The following is a 15,665-nucleotide window of genomic DNA, read 5'->3' as shown; positions in this document are numbered from 1 at the left end:
CGTGGCGTGGTCGTCCGCAGGCGCGTCAGCCTGTCGGCAGGCGCCGACAGCATCCCGTCCTACAGATTGCGGCGCCAGCGTCCGGGACACGATGCCGGCGCCGCAACAGAGCATGGTTGGCCATGTCACATGTCCTGCCAGCTCCTTTGACAACCGGCCGTCCTGCGGCCGCGGGCGACGCGCGTTGGGAAGGCACGGGCAGCCAATGGCGACTGGTACTGGCGGGTGACTGGTCGGCTGCCCATGCCGAACTGCCGCGGCCGCCTGGCGAGCTGCCGGTGGCCGAAGGCACGCAACTGGGTTTCGACAGCACGGCGCTCTCGCATTGGCAACCGCCGCTGGCGGGGGCACTGTGGCAGCGGCTGGCACCGTTGGCGCGCGGCGGCGTGGCGCTGGACCTGACCGGCCTGCCGCGCGGCCTGCAACCGCTGCTGTCGCTGAGCCTGCCGAGCCATGCCGATGACAAGCCGGCGCGGGCGGGTGGCGACGAAGCGGCGCCCGAGCCCGAGTGGCGCAAGACCCTGGTCTTCATCGGCGACATGCTGGGCGCCGTCGGCCGGCTGGCGCGGGGCAAGAGCGCGATGCGCATGAGCGACTGGCTGTGGCAGATCGAGCAGACCGGCCCGCGCAGCCTGCCCATCGTGCTGCTGGTCAGTTCGCTGGTGGGGCTGATCGTGGCCTACATGGGCGCCGAGCAGCTGCAGCGCTTCGGCGCGCAGAGCTTCATCGCCAACCTCGTCACCATCGGCGTCGTGCGCGAGATCGCAGCGCTGGTGGTCGGCATTGTGCTGGCTGGGCGCGTGGGCGCGGCCTTCGCGGCGCAGATCGGCAGCATGCGCGCAGGCGAGGAGATCGACGCGCTGACGACGCTGGGCGTGGACCCGGTCGAGCACTTGGTGCTGCCGCGCATGCTCGCCTTGCTCGTCACCGGCCCGCTGCTGACGCTGTGCGCAGGCGCCGCCGGCCTGGCCGTGGGTTGCGGTGTGGCCGTCGTGCTCTACGACGTGCCGGCCGCCGCCTATCTGGCGACGACGCGCGAGGCTCTGGAGGGCTGGGACCTGTTTGTCGGCCTGCTCAAGGGCAGCGTGTACGCGGTGCTGGTGGCACTGGCCGGCTGCCGCCAGGGGCTGAATGCCGGCCGCAGCGCCCAGGCGGTGGGCGAGGCGACGACGGCAGCGGTCGTGCAAGCCATTGTCTGGATGGTGATCGCTGCGTCGGCGCTCACGGTGATCTTTCAGCGACTGGGCGTGTGATGGACGCGGGCGAGGTGCTGATGAAGATCGAGAACCTCAGCCTGCACGCCGGCGGCAAGGAGCTGCAGCACGACCTGAACTTCGAGGTCAAGGCTGGCGAAGTGCTGGCCATCGTCGGCGCCAGCGGCTGCGGCAAAAGCACGCTGCTGCGCCACATGATCGGGCTGCAGACGCCGCAGACCGGCCGCGTGCTGTGGACGGCCGACGGCAAGGAACGCGATGTGCACGGCGACGATCCGCCGCGGCACGAGATCGGCGTGGCCTTCCAGGCTGGCGCGCTGTGGAGCAGCATGACCGTCGGCGAAAACATGATGCTGCCGCTGGAGCTGTACACCGAGCTGGACGAGGCCGAGCGCGAGCGCCAGGCCCGCTTCAAGCTCGCCTTGGCGGGTTTGAACGACCCCGCCACCTTCGACGCCGAACCGGCCGCGCTGTCCGGTGGCATGCGAAAGCGCGCGGCCATCGCCCGCGCGCTGATGCTGGACCCGCCGCTGCTGTGCCTGGACGAGCCCTCGGCCGGCCTGGACCCGCTGACCTCGGCGCGGCTGGACGACCTCATCAAGCGGTTGAAGAACGACGTCGGCTCGGCCGTCGTGCTCGTCACGCACGAGCTGGAAAGCCTGTTTGCCGTGGCTGACCGCGTGCTATTTCTCGACGTCGACGCGCATACCGCGACGGCACTGGGGCCGCCGGCAGAGCTGCGCGACCACGGGCCGGACGCGGTGCGCGAGTTCCTGACCCGTGGCCAGTACCAACCGCACAAGGAAGCCGCGTGAAGCGCCGCCGCGCCAGCCCCCTGGCCATCGGCGCCTTCGTCGTCGGTGCGCTGGCCTTGTTCGCCATGGCCCTCATCGCGCTGCCCGGCCAGCACTGGTTCAAGCAGCCGCAGCGCGTCGTGATGTTCTTCTCCGGCTCGGTGTTCGGGCTGCAGAAGGGCGCGCCGGTGGTGTTCCGCGGCGTACGCATCGGCGACGTGACCGACATCAGCGTGCACTACGACAGGGAAACCGACAGCTTCGCCATCCCCGTCGTTGCGCAGCTGGATGACGACGCCGTGCGCGGCCTGAACGGCCGCAACGACAGTGATGACATCGGCCATGCCTTGCCCGCCCTCATCAGGCGCGGCCTGAGCGCCCAGCTCGGCACGCAGAGCCTGCTGACCGGCCAGCTCTACATCGACCTGGATATCCGCACCAAGCAGCGGGGCACGCTGCGCGGGGGCTTTCGCGGCGACATGACGGAGATTCCGACCGTCGCGACCGCCTTCCAGGCGCTGAAGAACCAGCTCGAGAGCGTGGACCTGCGCAAGGTCCTCGATGACCTGAGCCAGATCGCCAACTCCGCTCGCTCGCTGATCGCAGCGCCCGAGCTGAAGCAGGGCCTGAAGGACTTCGCGGCGACCGCAGGCCACGCGCGCAAGCTGGCGGCCCAGCTGGAGCAGCGCGTCGCACCGCTGACGCGCGGCGCCGAACGCGCCATGGCCAGTGTGGATAGAGCTGGCGACAAGGTGTCCGGCGCGGCCGACAAGGTGGGCGTCGGCGCCGACAAGGCCAGTGCCGTGCTCGACCCGAACGGCCCGGTCATGCGGGACCTGCAGCGGGCGCTGGCTGAGCTGAGCCGCGCCAGCGCCTCGCTGCAGGAGGCAGCGAGCAGCGACGGCCCCTTGCTGCAGCAGACCGAGCGCACGATGCGCGATTTGTCGCAAGCGGCGCGGGCCTTGCGCCAGCTCGCCAACACGCTGGACGCGCAACCCGAGGCGCTGCTGCGCGGCCGCAAGCCCGACACCACGCCAGCACCGGAGCCCGCACGATGAAGCCGACTGCCCTGCACCGCCGAGACCTGGTCCTGCTGGCCATGGCCTCCCTGGCCGGATGCGCCACGCGCGACACGCCACCGCGCCGCCTCTATGGCCTGACCGGCACGCCGCCACTGCCGGCCAATGCCAAGCCTGGCCAGGACAACCGCGCCTGGGTGCTGAGCCCGCAGATCGCGCTACCCGAACTGCTGGACCGTGACGAGATCCTGGTTGCCGAGGGCAGCGCGGGCTTGAGGCCCTGGCCCGAAGCGCGCTGGGCCGAGCCGCTGCGTGAGGCGCTGCCACGCGTGCTGGCCGAGGACCTGGGGCGGTTGCGCCAGCCCTACCCGGTCACGTTGGGCGCCAAGCCGCAGCCCGACAACGACGCCGAGTCGCTGCGCCTGATCGTGCAGGTCGACGAATGGCTGGCCCGCCAGGATGGCGCTGGCCTGCAGTTGACGCTGCGCGCACGCTGGCGCTGGGCCCCGCTGCATGCGCCGGCCAATACCGCCCTGCCCGCCGCAGGCGCCGCCGAGTTGACCGTCCCGTGCGCGGCCAACGCCGATGCACTGGCCGACGCCTACCGGCGCAGCGTCATGCAGCTGGCGGCACGCATCGTGGCCGGGTCCTGAACGCCGCCGCGGCTCAGGCGGCCTCCAGATAGGCCAGCACTTCAGATTCCGAACCCAGCTTGACACGCTGTCCGTTGAAAGATTCGAACAGCGCACGATGTGCTGCCCGCCCGCTCGAATCTTGGCGCGTGCCATAGCTGCCCGCCCACTCGATCAGCTCGCGAAGTCCCTGTTCGGACTGCGCACGGGCCATGTGGGCCTTGCTCTCAGAGCCACGGGCCCGCAGCCTGCGCTGGCAAGTGTCGCCAGGAATATCCAGCCACACCAGCGAGAGCGCCGAGAGCAGGAACTGCTCAGCCAGCTTGCCGTAAACGCCCTCGGCGATCCATTGCGTGCCGGCCCGCCGGGCTCGGATCATGGCAGCCGCTTCCGCGGGATCGCGCTTGGCATCGAACCCGCCTTCAAGCCAGAAGATGTCGTCGAGATGCACTACAGGGGCAGCCCGCTTTGAGGCCAGGCGCTTCGCCAGCCAGGTCTTGCCACTGCCGCTGTTGCCGATGATCACCGTTCGCACGCCCCCCCCCCGGCATCGCGGCCCGCAAGCATTAATCCACGACTCAAGGTTGCGCCGTCAAGCGGGCCGCGAAGGCTTTGTGCACGCCGAGCAAGGCAGCGGCGCGCTGGGTCTGCACCTGGATCAGCGCATCTGCCGCCGCGAGCCGCTCCTGCTCAGCATTGAGCAGCGCGTAGAAGTCAGTCACACCGGCTTCGTAGCGCTTCAAGGCCAGCTCGCGGGCACGGCGCGTCGCGTCGGCCGCGGTGGCCTGGGCGGCAGCCTGCAGCTCCGTCTCGCGCAGCGTCGACAGGCTGCCCTGCGCGTCTTGCAGGGCCGTCAACTGGGCCTGTTCGGCACCTGCGACAGCAGCTTCATAGCCAGCGCGAGCCGCGCTCTCCTCTGCCTTGCGCGCGCCGAAGTCGAGAAAATTCCAGTTCAGCGCCGCGGCCAGGCTGTGGATCTGCGTACCGCTCTTGAACAGGTCACCCGCACTGCCGGCGCTCCAGCCGATCTGGCCGGTCAATCCCAGGCTGGGCCAGCGCGCGGCCCAGGCGACATGGGCGCGTGATGCGGCGGCCTGGGCGCGCGTAGCGGCGGCCTTCACGTCGGGGCGTTGGGCCAGCAGCCCGGCGGGGTCAGGCAGCTGCCCCAAGCTGATGAGGCGGGGCTCGGGCATGGCGGGCAGGGGGTCGCTGTCGGCCTTGTCGCAGTCGGCTGGCGGCTGGCCGCGCAGCACGTCAAGCTGCAGCCGCGTGAGGCAGGCCGCATTGCGCAGCGCGGGCACGCTGGCCGAGGTCTGCGCCACCAGCGCCTCGGCGCGGGCCTGGTCCAGCGCGGTGCCGCGGCCGGCGCCGACGCGGGCCTTCACCAGATCGAGCAGCTGGTTCTGCACGACCAGCGTCTCCTTGGCCAGATTCAGGCGGTGGCCGAGGCCGATGAGCTGGGTCTGCAGGTTCAGCGCAGTGCCGGCCAGGCTGAGCTGGGCGGCGTCGCGGTCGAGCGCTGCGCTTTCGGCGTCATAGCTGGCGGCCCGGGCGTTGGACGCGGCGCGGCCCCAGAGGTCGACCTCCCAGCCCGCCGTCGCATTGACGCCGTAGCTGGTGAAGTTGTTGAACACGCCCTGCTCGTTGGGCGCACGCTGGCGGATGGCGCTCGCGCCCAGGCCCACGGTCGGCAAGCGCTGGGCACCGGCGGCCGTCGCAAAGGCCTCGGCCTGCTTCAGCCGCGCGGCGGCGGCGCGCAGGTCGCGGTTGTTGGCCAGCACCTCGTCGACGACACGCTGCAGCTGGGCGCTGTCGACAAAGGCGGTGGTCATGGTCGCGGCGCCAGGGTTGGCCCCAGCGTCGATGGCAGGCAACTGGGCGAAGCTCGCGTGCGCCAGGTTCTGCGGCCCGGAGGAAAGGCCGGGCGCGGCGCATCCGGTCAGCAGGACGGCGGCGCAAGCGGCAGCGGAAGCAGCGGCGAGAGGGGTCAGGCGGGCGAGCATGTCAGTGGCCCTCCTTCTTGGGTGCAGCATCGTCGATGCCGGGATGGAAGGCATGCGCGGAAGCGTCGATCTGGGCACGCACCGCGGCCGCGCGGGCACGGCGCTTCTCGGTGCCGGCACGCAGCAGGCTGTAGAAGACCGGCGTCAGGAAGATGCCGAACAAGGTCACGCCCAGCATGCCCGCGAACACCGCGATGCCCATGGCACGGCGCATCTCGCTGCCTGCACCGCTGCCCAGGATCAGCGGGATGACGCCAGCGCAAAAGGCAATGGACGTCATCAGGATGGGGCGCAGCCGCAGCCGGCAGGCCTCGATGACGGCCTCGCGGATGGTCTTGCCGTGCTCCTCCAGCTCCTTGGCGAACTCGACGATCAGGATGGCGTTCTTGCACGCCAGGCCGACGAGCACGACGAGAGCCACCTGCGTGAAGATGTTCAGGTCCCCCGCCTGCCCGAATGGCGGAAAGTGCGACAGCCAGACGCCGAACAACGCAGACAAGATGCACATCGGCACGATCAGGATGATGGCCAGCGGCAGGCTCCAGCTCTCGTACTGGGCGGCCAGCACCAGGATGACCAGCAGCACCGAGAACAGCAGCACGGCGGCCAGCGTCGGGATCTCGATGTTGAGCACCGGCACGTGCACGTTGCGCGTCAGGCGGTCCTGGTAGCTGAGTTCGGTGAACTCATAGCCGAAGCCGCGCGGCAGGTTCTTCAGCAGCGTCTCGATCTCGCCTTCGGCCTGGCCGCTGGAAAAGCCCGGCTTGGGCGCGCCGTTGATGTCGGCCGACGGGAAGCCGTTGTAGCGCGTCACGCGCGTCGGGCCGAAGGTCGGCTCGACGCTCATCAGCGAACCCAGCGGCACCATGTCGCCCACACCGTTGCGGGTCTTGAGCTGGACGACGTCCTCGGCCTTGGCGCGGAAGGGTGCGTCGGCCTGCACGATGACCTGGTAGGTCTTGCCGAACTTGGTGAAGTCGTTGACGTACAGCGAGCCGAGATTGATCTGCAGCGTGTCGTAGATGGACGCGAGCGGCACGCCCATCTGCTTGGCCTTGACGCGGTCGACGTTGGCGAACAGCTGCGGCACGTTGATGTCGTAGTTGGAATACGGCTGGCCGATGGACGTGTTCTGGTTGCCATAGATCTGGCCCAGCGTGCCCCAGACGGCGCCATACAGGGCCTGCTCGCCCTGGCTGCTGCGGTCCTGCACCTGCACCTTGAAACCGCCGGCGATGCCCAGGCCGTCGACCGGCGGCGGCGGCACGACGAACATGCGCGCGCCCTGGATCTGCTGGATGGCACCATTGACCTGGCCGAGGATGGCCTCCTTGCTCTTCTCGCGCGAGGTGCGCTCGTCAAAGCCCTCCAGGCCGAAGAAGACGATGCCCTCGTTGGGCGCGGCCGAGAAGCCGGCACTGGACAGGCCAGGGAAGGCCACCGAGTCCTTGATGCCGGGCACCTTCAGCGCGATCTCGCTCATGCGGCGGATGACTTCCTCGGTGCGGTCCAGGCTGGCGCCGGCCGGCAGCTGGGCAATGCCGATCAGGTACTGCTTGTCCGGCGCGGGCACAAAGCCGCTGGGGATACGTGCCAGCAGCAGGGCCGTGGCGCCGAGCAGCAGCGCATAGACGATCAGCGCCAGCGACTTGCGCTTGAGGATGCCGGTGACGCCGCGGCCGTAGTCTTCCGAGCGGCGGTGGAAGAAGCGGTTGAACCAGTTGAAGAAGCGACCGAACACCTTGTCCATGCCGCGCATCAGCGCGTCCTTGGGCGCGTCATGCGGTCGCAGCAGGATGGCGGCCAGGGCCGGCGACAAGGTCAGCGAGTTGAAGGCCGAGATCACCGTCGAGATGGCGATGGTGACGGCGAACTGCTTGTAGAACTGGCCTGACAGGCCGGGCACCAGCGTCAGCGGGATGAACACCGCGCACAGCACCAGCGCGATGGCGATGATGGGGCCCGAGACCTCCTGCATGGCCTTGACGGTCGCCGCATGCGGCGTCAGACCATCCTGGATGTTGCGCTCGACGTTCTCGACCACGACGATGGCGTCGTCCACCACGATACCGATGGCCAGCACGAGGCCGAAGAGTGTGAGCGTGTTGATGGAGAAGCCCAGCAGCAGCAGCACGGCGAAGGTGCCGATGATGGACACCGGCACGGCCACCAGCGGAATGATGGAGGCGCGCCAAGTCTGCAGGAAGATGATGACGACCAGCACCACCAGGCCGACGGCCTCGAACAGCGTGTGCACGACCTTCTCGATGGAGGTCTGCACGAAGCGCGTCGGGTCGTAGACGATGGCGTAGTCCACGCCCTTGGGGAAGCTGGGCTTGAGCCTCTCCATGGTCTTGCGCACGTTGTCCGAGATGGCCAGCGCGTTGGAGCCCGGCGCCTGGAAGATGGCGATGGCGGCGGCTTCCTTGTTGTTCAGCAGGCTGCGCAGCGCATAGGTGTTGGCGCTGATCTCGACGCGGCCGACGTCCTTCACGCGCACCAGGGCACCGGTCTTGGGCTCGCTGCGCACGACGACGTCGCCGAACTCTTCCTCGCTGACGAGGCGGCCCTGCGCGTTGATGGCGAGCTGGAAGTCCGTGCCCTTGGGCGACGGCGAGGCGCCGACCACACCGGCCGCCACCTGCGTGTTCTGCTCGCGGATGGCGCCGACGACATCACTGGCCGTCATGTTGCGGGCGGCGAGCTTTTGCGGGTCCAGCCATATGCGCATGGCGTAGTCGCCGGCGCCGAAGCTCAGCACCGAGCCCATGCCGGGCACGCGCAGCAGGTCGTCGCGCACGTTGAGCGTGCCGTAGTTGCGCAGGTAGAGGGCGTCGCGCGAGTTGTCCGGGCTGACCAGGTGGACCACCATGGTCAGGTTGGATGCAGCCTTCTCGGTCGTCACGCCGATCTGGCGCACGATGTCGGGCAGCCGCGGCAGCGCGCGGTTGATGCGGTTCTGCACCGCAGTCTCGGCGGCTTCCGGGTGGGTGCCGATCTTGAAGGTGACCGTCAGCGTCATGCCGCCGTCGCCGGTGGCCTGGCTGTCGAAGTAGAGGACGTTCTCGAGGCCGTTGATCTGTTCCTCGAGCGGCGTGGCCACCGTCTCGGCGATGACGCGCGGGTTGGCGCCGGGGTACTGGGCGCGCACGACGACCTGGGGCGGCGCGACCTCGGGGTACTCGGAAATCGGCAGCAGCGGGATGGCCAGCGCGCCGATCAGAAAGATGAAGAGGGACAGGACGGTCGCAAAACGCGGCCGGTCGATGAAGAAGCGTGAGATGTCCATGGCAGGGGCCGCCTTTGTTTACTTCGAGGCGGCGGAGGCCGGAGCGGAGGCGGGAGCCGGGGCAGCGCCCGGTGCGCCCGGCGGCGCGGCGATGGGCATGCCCTTGTCGTCGACCTTCAGCACCTGCGGCGTGACCGGCGCGCCGGGAAAGGCCCGCAGCAGCCCGTCGACGATGACCATCTCGCCGGCCTTGACGTCGTCGACGACACGCATGCCGTCGATCAGTGCGCCCGGCGTGACGGGGCGGGGCTGCACGATGTTGTTGGGACCGACGATGAGGACGATCTTGCGTGTCTGGTCGGTCGTGATCGCGCGGTCGGGCACGACGACGGCCTGGTAGTTGCCGCTGCCGACCAGCTTGATGCGGGCGAACAGGCCCGGCGTGAACAGGCCCTGCTTGTTGTCGAACACCGCGCGGCCGCGGATGGAGGCGGTGGCCGGGTTGAGCCGGTTGTCGACGAAGTCCATCTTGCCGGTATGCGGGTAGCCCTGCTCGTTGGACAGGCCCATCTGTACCGGGTTGGCCGTTTCGCGCGACGAGTTGCGGCTGCCGTCGCGGGCAGCGCGCATGTACTTCAGGTAGGTTGCCTCGCTGGCGTCGAAATAGGCATAGACCTTGTCGCTGGAGACGACCGTCGTCAGCACCGGGTCACCCACGCCGACCAGGTTGCCCGGCGTCACATATTGGCGCGCGAAGTGCGGCCGCTGACCGGCGCCGTCACGCTGGCGTATTCGACATTGAGCTTGGACTGCACCAGGGCCGCCTCGGCAGCCTTCTGGTTGGCCTCGGCGGAGCGCAGCGCCGAGCGCAGCTGGTCGATCTCCTGCTGGCTCACCGCGTTGATGCTGATCAGCTTCTCGGAGCGGGCCAGGTCGGCCTTGGCGAGTTCGGCCTGGGTTCGGGCCGCGGCGATCTGCGCCTCCACCCGCGCCACGTCGGCCTTGAAGGCGCGGGCGTCGATGGTGAACAGCGGGTCGCCCTTCTTGACGAGCTGGCCTTCCTTGAAGCGCACCGCGTCGACGGTGCCGGCGACGCGGGAGCGCACGTCGACGGTGTCCGGTGCTTCCAGGCGGGCGGTGAACTCGTCGAACTCCTGCACTTCGCGCTGGGTGGCAGGTGCTACCGACACGGGCGGCGGGCCGCCATGAGCCCCCGGGCCGCCGCCGCCCTCCTGCTTCTGGCCACAGGCGGCGAGCAGGGCGATGAGAACGGGAGACAGGGTCAGCGCCAGATTCTTCTTGGACATGGGGGGCTCCGAATGCAAGCGGGCGACTGTAAGCACATCGCAATGACATCGTTACCCCAAAACCTAAAGCCCGACCAGCCTGCTGACATTCCTTGTCAACAGCCCGGAACTGTGAACAAAAAAGCCGCCGGGCGCGGGGCCGGGCGGCTTTGGCAGTAACGCACGGGTTTCATGACCCCGTGCAGATGATTTATTAGTGGACGCCGTGCATCTTCTTCTTCATCCATGGGGTCAGTAGCATCAGCACGACGCCGGCACCGATGGGGATGGCCGTGAAGATCAGGAAGAAGATCGACATCGAGTAGTGGTTGGAGATGTCGTCGATGTAGGAGCCCGTCACGCCGGCCAGCTTGTTGGCGATGGCCGTGTTCAGGAACCAGACGCCGAACATGAGACCCAACAAACGCGCCGGCGCCAGCTTGGAGATATAGGACAGGCCGACGGGTGACAGGCAGAGCTCGCCCATCGTGTGCAGCAGATAGGCCAGGCTCAGGTACAGCATGCTGACCTGGGCCGTCTTGGCACCCTGCGGAATGCCGGCCGAGCCATAGGCCAGGGCCGCGAAGCCCAGGCCAAGCAGCACCAGGCCGACGCCGAACTTGACCGGGCCAGCCGGGTTCCAGTGCTTCTCCCACATTTTGGAGAACATCGGCGCCAGGATGACGAGGAAGAAAGAGTTCAGCACGCCGAACCAGCTCGCCGGCACCTCCGACTGCTCCAGCGCGAACTCGCGCGCCAGCATCCAGATCACCAGGCCCCAGATGACGGCGAAGGCCAGGCCCAGCATCGCGTTGGCCAGCAGGTAGCGGCTGCCGGTGCTGCGGTTGAGCCTCCACAACAGCCAGGTCAGGATCACTGCCGGCAGCACGGTCATTAGCGAGTTGACGACCTTGAAGATGAAGCCGCTGGTGCCCACCAGCGCACGGTCGGTGTAGTCGGCCGCGAAGATGGTCATCGAACCACCAGCCTGCTCGAAGGCGAACCAGAAGAAGATCGTGAAAAAGGAGAAGACGAAGATGGCCTTCAGGCGGTCGGCCACGACGTGAGCCGGCGTTTCGTCGGCCGCGGCAGCCGCAGCGGCCTTGACGCGGTCTTCAGCCTTGGGCGGCGCGCCGATGTCGCCGAAGATGTGCTGGCTGAAATAGAACTGCAGCGCACCGAGGATCATGAACAGGCCCGCGAGGCCGAAGCCCAGGTGCCAGGACACCTTCTCGCCGATGTAGCCGCACAGCAGGATGCCGAAGAAGGCGCCGGCGTTCACGCCCATGTAGAACAGCGTGTAGCCGCCGTCGCGGGCGTTGTCTTCCTTGGGGCCGTAGAGCTGGCCGACGATGGCCGACACATTGGGCTTGAACAGGCCCGTGCCCAGCACGACCAGCCCGAGGCCGATGTAGAAGCTCGGCACCGTGTTCAGGAACATCGAGATGTGGCCGGCGGCGATGACGAAGCCGCCGAACAGCACGGCGCGGCGCGTGCCGAGGTAGCGGTCCGCCAAATAGCCGCCCAGCACCGGCAGCAGATAGGCCATGCCCGTGTACCAGCCGTACAGCGACGTGGCCTCGGCGCGGCTCCAGCCCCAGCCGCCCTTGGCGACCTCGGCGATGAGGAAGAGCACCAGCAGGCCGCGCATGCCGTAGTAGGAGAAGCGCTCCCACATTTCGGTGAAGAAGAGCACGAACAGCTGGTTGGGCTGGCCGAGGATGGCTGCGCCGGTTTGCGGGATCGCCGCTCGGCCGGGCGCGGCCGGGTTGGCCACGGGGGAGGTGGTAGTCACGTCAGTCATTCCAGGTGAAGCCGCGAAAGTTGGGCGGGTAGCCCGCGCGGAAACCGGAATTGTCCCGCCAGCAGCGCGTTTTCCACGCAAGGGCGGCCCAGGGATTGCCCTGGGTCGGTTCAAGCGGCGGAGCGCCGCGGACCTCAGGGTGCTGCGGCGTGAGGCGCACCCGCAGCGGCGGCGAGAACGGGTTCACGCTCCGGCAGGATGTAAACCAGGCTCTTGCCGCTGCCCAGTGTCGGCAGCACGACTTCGTCGAAAAAGGCGGGGTCGACGGCAACGCAGCCGAGCGTGATGCGGCGATCCTGCAGGTTGGCCGAGGCCAGGCGCTCGGGACGATGTTGGCTGGCGGGCGCCGGGCGCAGGCGGTGAATGGCGAGGTTGGTCTCGTAGTTGAACCAGATGATGCGTTCGCCATTCAGGTTGCGACCGGGCTGCGCCTCGAAACGGCCAGCCGGCGTCACACGCTCGTTGACCTTGAGTGCCGACGGATCCTTGCCGCGCGAGCTCTGCGGCTCCTGGTCGCCGGGCGTCAGGCCCAGCAGCACGGGGGCGCGGCCGACGAGACTGCCGTCGGCGGCATAGACCGACAGGGTTGCCTCGCGCTTGTCGACGATCGCAAAGGGACGACCGTCCCGGGCGTCACTGGCCACTGGCCTTGAGATGACCTGCGCGCCGGCCGAAGCCGTCGCAAGAACACTCCACACCGTGGCGATGCCACACACGATGGCTCTGGCCCGATCTGCCCAACTGCTGCCCACTCGACGCCCCTTGTCCCGGGCGGCGCAACCAACGCGCCTGCCTTGGCGGGCAGTCTAGGAAAGCAGTCTTGTAACCAACAGACAAGGACTTCACGGTTTGGCGTTGTTACCTCTTCTTGAGCCGGCCTGGGCCAGCACCTGGGGCGGCGCGGCGCCGGGGAAGAATGCCGTCAGGGATTTCTTTTCCGGCAGCACGTAGACAACGGCGCGGCTGCGGCCCAGGTTGGGCAGCACGGTGCGCTCGAAGAAATCGACGGGAACGTTGATGCAGCCCCAGCTGATGCGGTTGTCGGCCGCCGTCTTGGTGGCCAGGCGCTCCAGGCGGCGCTCCTTCGGGTTGGAATTGATCACGCGGTGCATGGACACGGCGGCGTCGTAATCCACCCAGACGACTTCCTTGCCGTCGGCATTGCGGCCAGGGGCCGACACGAAGCGGCCAGCCGGCGTCGTGCGCTCCTGCGGCTTGATCTCCTCGATGCTCTTGTTGCCGATGCCGGCCACAGTCGCGTCGCCGGAGGCATAGCCGAGCAGCACGGGGCTGGTGCCGAGCAGCCGACCCTCAGGAGCAAAGACATAAACCTGAGCGCGGCGCTTGTCGATGATGGCGAAGGCGCTGCTGCCATTGTCGGCCTCGCGCACGGCCCAGGCCGCAACGCGGGTCACGTCCTGCGGTGCGCGGACCTTGCCGAAGTCCAACTGGCGGTCGATGACTGCATGCGCCGGCTGGGGCGAGGCGGGCGCCTTGGCGACCGCCACTGGGCGGGCTGAAGCCACCGCCGGCTTGCGCTTGAAGCTGCCACCAAAGAAGGTAAAGAACACGGCCAGAGCCAGGGCGGCGATGACGCCGCCCTGGCCGAGGCCGATGAGGATGTCACGCCGCCGCGCAGCGGCGACGAGTTCAGCGCGTTCTCCGAAACGCATGGTCTGTGACGGAGGCTGCGCTCAGCGGACGACGATCAGTGACGGTCGGCGCGGGGGGCGGGCGTGGCCGGCTGGTCGTACGACGGGCTCGGCGTGGTCGTCGTGGTCGTGGTCGTCGTGTCGGTCGTCGTGGTGCTCGGCGTCGCGGCGGTGCTGTCGACCGGCGGCGTCACACGGGCCGGATCGTCTGCGGGCGGCTGCTGCGCGGCCATGGTGGCGGTGCTGTCAGCAGGCTGCGCTGCGTTCGGATCAGCCGGCGCCGCATTCGGATCGGCAGGGGTTTGTTCGCTGGTCGGCGAAGCCGTGGCAGCGGCCATCGGATCGGTGGGCTGCTTTTGATCTTCGGTCTGGGCGAAAGCCAGGCCGATGCTGGTCACGAGGACGGCGGCGGTCAGTGCACTGGTGGCGGTCTTGAGGGCGGACATGGGGAACTCCTTTTGAAAGCGGAAACCGGCCTGGAGCCGGGTGGCTGGGCCGGGCATTTCAACCGGCTGAGGTCCACTCTAGGACTCGCGCTTCGCGCCCGGCGTCGGCGCCGAGCGTCATCTCATGTAGGAGGCTCCCCCAGTCCGTAGCGGCCGGTTACGCCGAGTAGCTGCCCTGTCGCTCGCCGGCGCCCAGGGCCTTGTCAGCCGTTGCGCATGCCATGAAGGCCGCAAACGCCTGTGCTCGGTGCTCAGAGCATGAATGCACTTGTCGGGCATCCGCGCAGCGGGTCAGCCCCGTCGCCTCGGCACATAGGCCTAGCCGCCGGATGACACCGTGACCGCCACCTGACGCTGTATCTCCTTGGAGTCGCCGGTGCTGTCCGTCGCCCGCACGGTGAGGACGTAGGAGCCCGGAGGCAGGCCTTTCAGGTCGTAGCTTGCCTGGAACGGGGACTGCGTGGTCTTCAGAACTCCACGTCGCCCAGCTTGGCGCTGAAGGTCACCGGACCGGGCTTGTCGCTCGAGAAACTNCGCCGGTGCTGTCCGTCGCCCGCACGGTGAGGACGTAGGAGCCCGGAGGCAGGCCTTTCAGGTCGTAGCTTGCCTGGAACGGGGACTGCGTGGTCTTCAGGAACTCCACGTCGCCCAGCTTGGCGCTGAAGGTCACCGGACCGGGCTTGTCGCTCGAGAAACTGCCGGCCACGAGTAGCGTGCCGCTGACAATGGCACCCTCTGCCGGGGTATCCAGCGTGACCACCGGTGGGTTGGCAATCCGCACGTTGACGGTGATTTGGCGAGTGGTGCCGGCCCCGTCGGTCGCGGTGACGACGGCAACGTGCTCGCCCGAAATGATCGTCTTGTTCTCGATGACGAATTGATAGACGTTGGGCACGCTGCAAGTTCTGCCAGTGCAGGCGTTCATGCTGGTCAANGCAACGTGCTCGCCCGAAATGATCGTCTTGTTCTCGATGACGAATTGATAGACGTTGGGCACGCTGCAAGTTCTGCCAGTGCAGGCGTTCATGCTGGTCAACACGCCGAGAGGTTTGCCGTCCAGACTGGCAGCCACGCTTGCGATGCTGCGGGGCGAACTGGCACGTACGTTCAACCGAGTAAATGTGCTATCGGACGAACCGGGACCGGAGCCTGGGGATAGGGTGCCGGCACTTAGAGAGATCTCGGAGTTTGCAACCTCTACCCTGCGTCGGATCTCAGAGACCTTGCCTGCCACCTCCAGCCACGCGGTGACCAGGTGCGATCCATTGGCCACCTTCGTCGAGTCCCAGGACACGGAGGCGCCGGAGGCGATCAGGGCTTGATCAACGTACCAGGCCAACTGCATGCCGGGCGTGTATCCGGACAGTGAGAACGTGACCGTTTCCGACAGAGGTTCCGCGGGCACCGTCTGTATCGAGAACGCCTCCGTCGGCGGCAGTGGGGTGGACGGCTCCGCGATAACCACCGTACGTCCTGTCTCCGTGAACGCGCCGGTGCTGTCCGTCGCCCGCACGGTGAGGACGTAGGAGCCCGGAGGCAGGCCTTTCAGGTCGTAGCTTGCCTGGAACGGGGACTGCGTGGTCTTC

The 15,665-nt window shown here is 68.1% G+C and carries 14 protein-coding genes; 4 read left to right on the top strand and 10 right to left on the bottom strand.

What is annotated here, in order from left to right:
• Positions 1–122 precede the first annotated feature (122 nt).
• From ASC95_RS11170 to ASC95_RS11155, 4 genes are read left to right on the top strand one after another with little or no spacing between them, the layout of a single operon-like run.
• A complete protein-coding gene (locus ASC95_RS11170; RefSeq protein ID WP_082567700.1) occupies positions 123–1,253 on the top strand; it encodes an ABC transporter permease in 1,131 nt (376 codons plus the stop codon).
• Positions 1,253–2,029: an ABC transporter ATP-binding protein gene (locus ASC95_RS11165; RefSeq protein ID WP_057297777.1), complete on the top strand. Its 777-nt coding sequence runs from the start codon at positions 1,253–1,255 to the stop codon at positions 2,027–2,029. Before ASC95_RS11170 ends, ASC95_RS11165 begins: the two co-directional genes overlap by 1 nt.
• Entirely contained in the window at positions 2,026–3,066 is a 1,041-nt protein-coding gene (locus ASC95_RS11160) for an MlaD family protein (RefSeq protein ID WP_057297776.1), read from the top strand. The genes ASC95_RS11165 and ASC95_RS11160 overlap by 4 nt, the downstream gene beginning before the upstream one ends.
• Positions 3,063–3,680 (top strand): membrane integrity-associated transporter subunit PqiC, encoded by a 618-nt coding sequence (locus ASC95_RS11155; protein WP_057297775.1) that lies wholly within the window; start codon positions 3,063–3,065, stop codon positions 3,678–3,680. The genes ASC95_RS11160 and ASC95_RS11155 overlap by 4 nt, the downstream gene beginning before the upstream one ends.
• A 13-nt stretch (positions 3,681–3,693) precedes the next feature.
• Here ASC95_RS11155 and ASC95_RS11150 read toward each other — a convergent pair whose 3' ends face one another.
• The 10 genes from ASC95_RS11150 to ASC95_RS32485 form a co-directional block, all read right to left on the bottom strand.
• A complete protein-coding gene (locus ASC95_RS11150; RefSeq protein WP_057297774.1) occupies positions 3,694–4,194 on the bottom strand; it encodes a hypothetical protein in 501 nt (166 codons plus the stop codon).
• A 43-nt stretch (positions 4,195–4,237) separates the two neighbouring features.
• Positions 4,238–5,662, bottom strand: coding sequence for an efflux transporter outer membrane subunit (locus ASC95_RS11145; protein ID WP_057297773.1), 1,425 nt, complete (start codon positions 5,660–5,662; stop codon positions 4,238–4,240).
• A 1-nt stretch (position 5,663) separates the two neighbouring features.
• Positions 5,664–8,951: an efflux RND transporter permease subunit gene (locus ASC95_RS11140; RefSeq protein WP_057297772.1), complete on the bottom strand. Its 3,288-nt coding sequence runs from the start codon at positions 8,949–8,951 to the stop codon at positions 5,664–5,666.
• Between the two features lie 18 nt (positions 8,952–8,969).
• Positions 8,970–9,632, bottom strand: a complete 663-nt coding sequence (locus ASC95_RS32240; RefSeq protein ID WP_255355230.1) for an efflux RND transporter periplasmic adaptor subunit — start codon at positions 9,630–9,632, stop codon at positions 8,970–8,972.
• A complete protein-coding gene (locus ASC95_RS32235; RefSeq protein ID WP_255355229.1) occupies positions 9,629–10,198 on the bottom strand; it encodes an efflux RND transporter periplasmic adaptor subunit in 570 nt (189 codons plus the stop codon). The genes ASC95_RS32240 and ASC95_RS32235 overlap by 4 nt, the downstream gene beginning before the upstream one ends.
• A 193-nt stretch (positions 10,199–10,391) precedes the next feature.
• Positions 10,392–11,972 carry a peptide MFS transporter gene (locus ASC95_RS11130; RefSeq protein ID WP_200960125.1) on the bottom strand — a complete coding sequence of 527 codons (1,581 nt, stop codon included), beginning with the start codon at positions 11,970–11,972 and terminating at the stop codon, positions 10,392–10,394.
• A 143-nt stretch (positions 11,973–12,115) separates the two neighbouring features.
• On the bottom strand, positions 12,116–12,679 hold the full coding sequence (locus ASC95_RS11125) for a L,D-transpeptidase (protein ID WP_235537892.1): 564 nt from the start codon (positions 12,677–12,679) through the stop codon (positions 12,116–12,118).
• A gap of 144 nt (positions 12,680–12,823) precedes the next feature.
• Positions 12,824–13,654 carry a hypothetical protein gene (locus tag ASC95_RS11120; protein WP_200960124.1) on the bottom strand — a complete coding sequence of 277 codons (831 nt, stop codon included), beginning with the start codon at positions 13,652–13,654 and terminating at the stop codon, positions 12,824–12,826.
• A gap of 35 nt (positions 13,655–13,689) precedes the next feature.
• Positions 13,690–14,079 carry a hypothetical protein gene (locus tag ASC95_RS11115; protein ID WP_157256170.1) on the bottom strand — a complete coding sequence of 130 codons (390 nt, stop codon included), beginning with the start codon at positions 14,077–14,079 and terminating at the stop codon, positions 13,690–13,692.
• Positions 14,080–14,613: 534 nt separating this feature from the next.
• Positions 14,614–15,004: Ig-like domain-containing protein (locus ASC95_RS32485; protein ID WP_369820605.1), on the bottom strand; the 391-nt coding region annotated here is incomplete at its 3' end.
• Positions 15,005–15,665: the final 661 nt, after the last annotated feature.

This window comes from Pelomonas sp. Root1217 (assembly GCF_001425705.1).
In the GTDB taxonomy this organism is placed as follows: Bacteria; Pseudomonadota; Gammaproteobacteria; order Burkholderiales; family Burkholderiaceae_C; genus Pelomonas.
The sequence above is the reverse complement of the archived record's forward strand: the minus strand, read 5'-3'. Positions and strand labels throughout refer to the sequence as shown.

Bases quoted from the DNA above. Each gene is read 5' to 3' on its own strand.
- ASC95_RS11165 (WP_057297777.1), top strand. From the start codon at position 1,253: ATGGACGCGGGCGAGGTGCTGATGAAGATCGAGAACCTCAGCCTGCAC.
- ASC95_RS11115 (WP_157256170.1), bottom strand. From the start codon at position 14,079: ATGTCCGCCCTCAAGACCGCCACCAGTGCACTGACCGCCGCCGTCCTC.
- ASC95_RS11155 (WP_057297775.1), top strand. From the start codon at position 3,063: ATGAAGCCGACTGCCCTGCACCGCCGAGACCTGGTCCTGCTGGCCATG.
- ASC95_RS11120 (WP_200960124.1), bottom strand. From the start codon at position 13,654: ATGCGTTTCGGAGAACGCGCTGAACTCGTCGCCGCTGCGCGGCGGCGT.
- ASC95_RS11140 (WP_057297772.1), bottom strand. From the start codon at position 8,951: ATGGACATCTCACGCTTCTTCATCGACCGGCCGCGTTTTGCGACCGTC.
- ASC95_RS32235 (WP_255355229.1), bottom strand. From the start codon at position 10,198: ATGTCCAAGAAGAATCTGGCGCTGACCCTGTCTCCCGTTCTCATCGCC.
- ASC95_RS11145 (WP_057297773.1), bottom strand. From the start codon at position 5,662: ATGCTCGCCCGCCTGACCCCTCTCGCCGCTGCTTCCGCTGCCGCTTGC.
- ASC95_RS11170 (WP_082567700.1), top strand. From the start codon at position 123: ATGTCACATGTCCTGCCAGCTCCTTTGACAACCGGCCGTCCTGCGGCC.